This window comes from Protofrankia sp. CiP1_Cm_nod1 (assembly GCF_920888515.1).
In the GTDB taxonomy this organism is placed as follows: domain Bacteria; phylum Actinomycetota; class Actinomycetes; order Frankiales; family Frankiaceae; genus Protofrankia.
In genome coordinates, this window is the sequence record NZ_CAKKTM010000386.1 from 1 (window position 1) to 6,874 (window position 6,874).

Annotated in this window: 4 protein-coding genes; 1 reads left to right on the forward strand and 3 read right to left on the reverse strand. The window is 70.4% G+C overall.

What is annotated here, in order from left to right:
• Positions 1-91: 91 nt before the first annotated feature.
• Together NBX02_RS17315 and NBX02_RS17320 are read right to left on the reverse strand one after the other, a co-directional pair.
• A complete protein-coding gene (locus tag NBX02_RS17315; protein WP_250283756.1) occupies positions 92-2,341 on the reverse strand; it encodes a family 2 encapsulin nanocompartment cargo protein terpene cyclase in 2,250 nt (749 codons plus the stop codon).
• Between the two features lie 117 nt (positions 2,342-2,458).
• Positions 2,459-3,862, reverse strand: a complete 1,404-nt coding sequence (locus NBX02_RS17320; protein ID WP_250283759.1) for a family 2B encapsulin nanocompartment shell protein — start codon at positions 3,860-3,862, stop codon at positions 2,459-2,461.
• A gap of 1,029 nt (positions 3,863-4,891) precedes the next feature.
• Here NBX02_RS17320 and NBX02_RS17325 point away from each other — a divergent pair.
• Complete coding sequence (locus NBX02_RS17325; protein ID WP_250292231.1) at positions 4,892-5,236, forward strand: hypothetical protein; 345 nt, start codon at positions 4,892-4,894, stop codon at positions 5,234-5,236.
• Between the two features lie 387 nt (positions 5,237-5,623).
• On the opposite strand, the gene NBX02_RS23320 is transcribed toward NBX02_RS17325, so the two are convergent.
• A partial coding sequence (locus NBX02_RS23320; protein ID WP_445548502.1) for an Ig-like domain-containing protein occupies positions 5,624-6,874 on the reverse strand: 1,251 nt, incomplete at its 5' end.

The following is a 6,874-nucleotide window of genomic DNA, read 5'->3' on the forward strand; positions in this document are numbered from 1 at the left end:
CGCGCGGGCCCTGCGCCTGCTCGGCGCCGGCCAGCCCGCCGGAGCAGGCCCGGCGGCCGGAGCAGTCCCGGCGGCCGGGGCGCGAGAGGTCCTACCGGGCGACCAGCCTGCGGACGTCCGCCGCTGAGGTGCCCAGCCCGGTCGGAGCGCCGAAGGGCCGCCGGTCCACGGCCGGGTGGTAGCGCAGCTCGATCTCCTCGTAGCGGTGGGTCCCCTCGTGCCAGCGCAGGATGCCGGCCAGCCAGTTCTGCAGATCATGGACGTAGCCGAGCAGCGCGTCGCGGACGTCGCCGTCAAGCTGAAGCCGGTCGAACAGCGCCGGCAGCTCGTCGGCCACGATGTGCTCGAACTGGCGCATCCGGGCGGTCATGAGGTCGTTGACCACCTCGACCGCGCGGTCGCGGCCGCAGCCGAGGAAGTTCTCGACCACCAGCACGCAGTTGTGGATCTCGCCCTCGAACTGGATCTCCTTCTGGTAGGAGAAGACGTCGTTGAGCAGGCAGGCATAGTCGGCCGCGGCGTTCTCCAGCGACCGTACCGGCCGGGTGCGGAAGATCTCGGCCGGCACGGTGTGCGCGTGGGCGAGCCGGCACAGGCTCATCGTCAGGTCGGAGCCGAACGTCGCGCGGCGCATCTCCAGGTAGTCGACGGGGTCGGGGATGCGGTTGACCGCCTGGTTCGCCAGCTCCCACAGCCAACTGTCGATCATCACTTCGACGGCGCGGCGGAAGGCGGCCCGCGCGGCGGGCCCCATCGGCCCGGCGGTGCGTTCCCACAGGTCGGCGAGGCCGCGCTCGAGGGCGTTCGCCGGTACCTCGGTGGCCGGGCCGTCGAGGGGCATGAAGGCGCGCAGCCGTTCGTTGCTCAGCCGCGCCCCGGCCAGGTTCCCGCTCCGGCCGAAGATCACCGGGTAGTAGTCGTCGCCGTAGGTGCCCCAGGTCAGCCAGCTGGTGGTGAGGTCGAGCTCCGCCGCGGAGGCGTCCGGGTGGATACCGGCCGAGCACAGGGCGAAGTCGAACGCGACCAGCTTGTGCTCGTCCCAGATGCCCGGGACCGGGTCCAGCATGCCCATCGCACCCGCCCAGCGGACGACCGAGCGTCGCGAGGCGTCCAGGTGCGGGCTGCGCCCGGTGCTGTACGGCAGGTAGAACTCGGGCAGCCGGGTCGGCCCGACCACCCGGAACGGCACGTTGGCATGGGACCGCAGCCGCCGCGGCGCGGTCGCGAGCAGGGACGGCACGACCCGCACCGCCGAGGTGCCGAGGCTCGGCGTGCCGGGCAGGCCGGGCAGCCCACCCACCCCGGCGGGCAGCCCGGGACCGGCCGGGACGGCGTCGAGGGCCACCTCGCGGTTCATGTACCGGCTGGAGCGCAGATGCCACTCGTGGCCGCCGGACTGCCAGTCCTGCAGGCCCTTGACGTATGCCAGCGTCGCGAGCCGTCCCGCCGGGTCGATGCCGTGCTCGTCCAGGACGGCCGGCAGCTCCGCGGCCGCCGTGTGCTCGAACTGGTGCAGCCGGGAGGTGAGCAGATCGTTGACGGCGTCGGCGGCCTGCTGCGTGCCGATGCCGAGGAAGCGTTCGACGACCAGCACCCCGTTGCTGAGCTCGCCCTCCTCGGTGACCTCCCGCTCGTAGGAGAACAGGTCGTTGCGCAGGTGGACCGCGTCGGCGAAGGTGTCGCGCAGCACCCGCAGCGGACGGGTGGCGGCGACGGCGGCCGGGACCTCGGCGTCCGCGGCGTGCTCGACGAGGTTCGCCGACCAGGGCGCGCCGCCGACCTTGCGGCGCATCTCGACGTACTCGATCGGGTTGGCCAGCCGGCCGGCGTTGATGTTGGCGAGTTCCCAGAGCGACTCGTCGAGCAGGTTGCGGGTGCTCACCGCGAACCGTTCCCGCCAGTCGGCGGACCTGGCGGGCACGGTCCGCGTCCACAGGTCCGCGAGCCCGCGCTCGACCGGGTTCGTCGGCTCCTCGGTGATCTCGCCGTCGACCGGCATGAAGGCGGGCAGCCGGTCGAGATGGGCCCGCCCGCCCGCCATGTCGTGCGTCCGCTTGTAGAGCTCCAGGAAGTAGTCGTCGAAGTAGAAGACCCACACGTACCAGTCGGTGACGAGGTTCAGCCGCTCGGCGGTGGCGTCGGGATGGGTGTAGGCACACAGCAGGGCGTAGTCGTGGGCGTCGAGGTCCCGCTCGGTCCAGATCGCGGTCCCGCCCTCGGGCGGGTCGATCATCTCCATGGCCCGGGCCCACGCCCGGCTGTGCTCCCGGGCGGCGTCCAGATGGGGGCTCAGGCGCGCCGGATAGGGCACGTAGAACTCGGGGAGGGTGAAAGGCTGCATGATTCTCCGGGAAACCCTTCTCTGCCACTGGTGCGGGCGGTCACGCCCGGAATGCGTCACCGAATACCGGCGTGTCGCCGCGGCGCGCTGGCCGCGGCGACACGCCGGCGGGTGGGCTCAGCGCCCGATCTCGACGCTCTCCAGGATTCCGAGCGCGTCCGGGACGAGGACGGCGGCGGAGAAGTAGGTCGTCACCAGATACGAGATGATTGCCTTCTCGTTGATGCCCATGAACCGGACGGACAGCCCCGGCTCGTATTCGTCGGCGAGGCCGGTGTGGTGCAGGCCGATCACACCCTGGTTCTCCTCCCCGGTCCGCAGCGCGATGACGGAGGTCGTTCCCGTGGCGCTGACCGGAATCTTGTTCAGCGGCAGGAGGGGGACGCCACGCCAGGCCGGCACGTGCTGGTCGTGGAACAGGACGGTCGCCGGGTAGATTCCCCGCGCGGTGCACTCCCGGCCGAAGGCCGCGATCGTCCGGGGGTGGGCAAGCAGGAAGTGTGTGCTGCGCCGCCGGCTGAGCAGCTCGTCGAAGTCGTCCGGGGTCGGCGGGCCGGAGCGGGTGTGAATGCGCTGGCGCAGGTCGGCGTTGTGCAGCAGGCCGAAGTCGGGATTGTTGACCAGCTCGTGCTCCTGGCGTTCGCGCAGTGCCTCGACGGTGAGCCGCAGCTGCTGCTCCAGCTGGTTGATCGGCTCGTTGTACAGGTCGGCCACCCGGCTGTGGATGCGCAGCACCGTCTGGGCGACGCTGAGCTCGTACTCCCGCGGGGCCAGCTCGTAGTCGACGAACGTGCCCGGCAGGTCCGGCTCGCCGCTGTGCCCGGCCGCGATCGCGATCTCCGCCTCGCCCTGCCGGTTGCGCGGCGGCTGCGGGCGGGAGCGGTAGTCCGCCAGGTGCCCGCGCAGCGCGGCGTCCCGCTCGACGACCTCGGCGAACTGCTCGCGGGTGAGCACGAGCACGGTGGCGGCGGTCAGGGCGCGGGCGGTGTACTCCCAGGTCAGGTCCGGCTCGACGAGGACCTCGTCACCGAAGTACTCGCCGTCGGCAAGCACCCCGAGGGAGCGCTCGTCACCGTACTCGCCCGGGCCGAATTTTCCGATCTTGCCGTGGGCGACGAGGAACACCGCGTCGGCCGGCGCGCCCGTCTCCACCAGGGCGTCGCCCGGTGCGTACTCCCGCTGGGCGAAGCGGTCGGCGAGAGCGGTGAGCGCGTCGCCGTCGAAGCCCCGCAGGGCGGGCAGCTCGGCGAGCTCACCGGGCACCACTCGCACCTCGGATCCGGTGGAGGTGAACGTGATGAGCCCGTCGCCGAGTATGTAGGTCAACCGCCGGTTGACCCGGTAGACGCCGCCGGCCGTCTGGACCCAGGGCAGCACGCGCAGCAGCCACCGGGAGGTGATCTCCTGCATCTGGGGGACGGACTTGGTGGTCGTCGCGAGATTGCGCGCGGCCGCCGTGCTCAGGCTCAGCCGGGGGTCCTCACCGGTCACGCCGGGGCCGGTCGATACGGGCTCGGTCATGCGGGCTCCACCTCTCTGTGGTTCTTCCAGGGATCGGGGCAACCGGGCACCGGCGGTACGCCGTGCCCTTAACCGATGCGCTGTCCGGTCGGTGTCCCCGCGGGGTGCGCGGGACGGCCGGCCGGATTCGTCAGGGCTGTTCCGGTACTTTCCCGAGAACTTCTGGCCCGCGGCGGCGCCGGCGCCGCTCCGACAGCGCCGTGTCATCTTTTCCGAGGGCTCCCACCGAACGTGGGAAAGACAGTGGCGGGGATTCTCGTGGCATCCCTACGGCCGCGGTACCGGCGTTGGAGACGCGCCCGGGCCAGCGGCCCGGTCAGATCTCCAGGAACGCATACGGATGATCCCCGCCCTCCATCCGTCCGGATGATCGCGCGGTCAGCAGCTTCATACCCGTGGACCCCCCGTCATGTCGCGCCGTTCGGCGACATGCGCTTTGTTCGCTGTCGGTAAGCGCGTGGCCGCGCATCGGCAGCCTCCTCCATCGGAGCCACGGGCGGCAAGCACTTTGCGGAACTACTCGAGGACTGGCCCGGAAGGTGGCCCGTCTAGTCCGCTGACCGATCTTGTCGGTTACGGACAGTAAAGGACGATGGGGCCGGGACAGGAAACATCTCCGGGCAACGCGTCGCGGCCAGCTCGGCCGGCCATCGGAACGCGATCATTCAACCGATTCCCCCGCCGCATCGGCGGCGACCGGCATGCGGGCCCGTGGCGCGGCCATTCCGGGCCGGCCGGCAGGCGGGGGCGTTCACCGGGCATGCCCGCGACGGCACCCGAAAGTCATAGCGAGACAACTCACCAGGGCTTCGGAGGACGCCGGCCACCCAGCGCTCGACACGCCCTCAAGCGATCAATTGCTAACTGTGAGTTACGAAAGCATCGGCACTACTAGTAACTAATATCCATGAGATATTCCCGCTTTCCAGTCATTTCGTACTAGTTCTCCAGTTCGACTTTTGTGTTTTATGTGTGTTAGTTGTGTTTTATGAAGATCGCAAATGGTCGGGCTGACGTGACGGGCAGCGGATGCGGGCGCCGATCGCCGGCGCGAGGGCCTCGCTGGAACGCGTCCGGCTCCGGATACGGGGGCACTACACGACCGGGACCGTGGTCGACGTCGACGTCGACGTCGACGAAGATCCCGATCGTTACACTCGCCACACCCCGACGGTTGATTTCGTCACTCGGAACGGCGACCGCCGGGTCGAGCGGCTGCTGCACCCGGTGGGGATTCAGCACGACGTAGGCGCCCGCATCCGTATCCTGTCCGGCCGCACGGCCTGGGCCACGTCGTCGTCCCGGATTTCTTCCAGGGATTCCGGAGCATCCTTTTCCTCCCGTTCCCGGTCGCGTCGGGGCTCGTCTTCATAGGCGTCGGCGTCGTGCTGCTGACCGGCGTCGGCCGAGTCGATCTCTGGAATGGCTGGGTCCTCTCGACCGGCTAGCCGTACGGACGGTCGTCATACAGATAATCGACAGTCCCGACGTCCCACCGGACGCCAGGCCGGAGCGGGAGCCGACAGGCATCAGAGATCACACGAACGTATGCATACAAGCAAAAGTATGAACTTGGGGCTATACCGAGCTGACGCTGATCGGCTGCTCCCGCGAGTTTCGACCAGTGGCTCGGCGGAATCGAGGCGCAGGACGGTCCGCCGAGGCGTTGCCAACCTCGGCGGACTTCTCAGTGCCTACCAGGCGCCATTGACGACGCAATAGCGGTCTGTCGCACAGAAACAGCCTGCCGCGCAAACGCCTCTATCGGCATTGCCCGGATCGCGGCCCGTCCACGATGTTGCCGGTCTGCCGCAGTTCTGGTTCGTTGCCGCCGCAGCTCAGGGGGCCGGTGACATGGTTGGCCTCGAATGCGGGCACAGCGTCCTCCGGTAGCAGGCCGCTGCCGCTGTTGGCAGTGATCCGCGCCGGTCCCGTGACCGTGTTGGCCGAGGCTTCGAGACCTCCGCTGTTGGCCTCCAGGACCAGCGGGCCCTGGATGGTGTTGCCCATGCAGGCCGTCACATCGTCGTGATCAGCGCCGATCAGGACGTAGCCGCTGCTCGTCCGGATGGTGACCGGCCCGGCCAGCGTCGACCGGCAGACGGTGACCGCGACGGCACCGCTGGCGGACAGGGGGCCGGTGACCTCGGCGCCCAGCACGGCCAGGGCTCCACCGGGCTGTATGGTGATCGGCCCGTCCTGCTGGCCGCCGGCTCCTATGCACAGCGACCGGCCGGTGGCCACGATCAGAGGACCGTGGTGTGGTGTCGTCGTGCACGGCTGGCTGAATCCGACGGTGATCCCGGTGGGTCCTGCCGTGGTGCTCGGCGCGAAGCGCGGGTCTCCGCTGTAGCTGGCGGTGACCGGATGGGATCCGGGCTGGAGCGCGCCGGTGCTGAAGCTGGCCTGACCACCGCTGACCGGCACGGTGGCCAGGGGTGTTGTCCCGTCCGAGAATGTGATCGTGCCGGTCAGGACGCCCGCGGCCGGGTAGGCGGGGCCTACGGTGGCGGTGACGGCGACGGCGTGCCCGAACAGCGGGGTGGACGTACTCGGAGTCAGCGTGATCGTGGTTTCGTACCGGAACGAGATGATCGCTTTGCCGCTGCCGTGGCTGACGCCCGGGATGAGGGAGACGTTGGTCGCCGCTGGCGTCGCATACCCGCTCCCGCCGCCGCCACCTGCCCCGAAGAAGCCGCCGGGCTCCCCGCCGCCGGAGCCACCGCCACCGCCGAAGTAGCCACCCCCTCCGCCGCCGCCCCCGTTGCCGCCGCCGCCCCCGTTGCCCCCTGGGCCCCCGCTGCCCGGGTTGGGCTGGCCGGTGTTGGGGTCGATGTCGCTGCCGGGAGCGCCAGGGCCGCCGGCAGCGGAGTTGGGGCTCCCGGTCCCGGGGGCGCTCTGGGTTGCGCCGCCGCCGGCGACACCGGACCCCGCGGGTCCGCCGCCCTGCCCGCCGGCCTGCCCGGTGGGACCGCCGCCGTCGCCGCCGTGCAGGAGGGGCCCACCGTTACC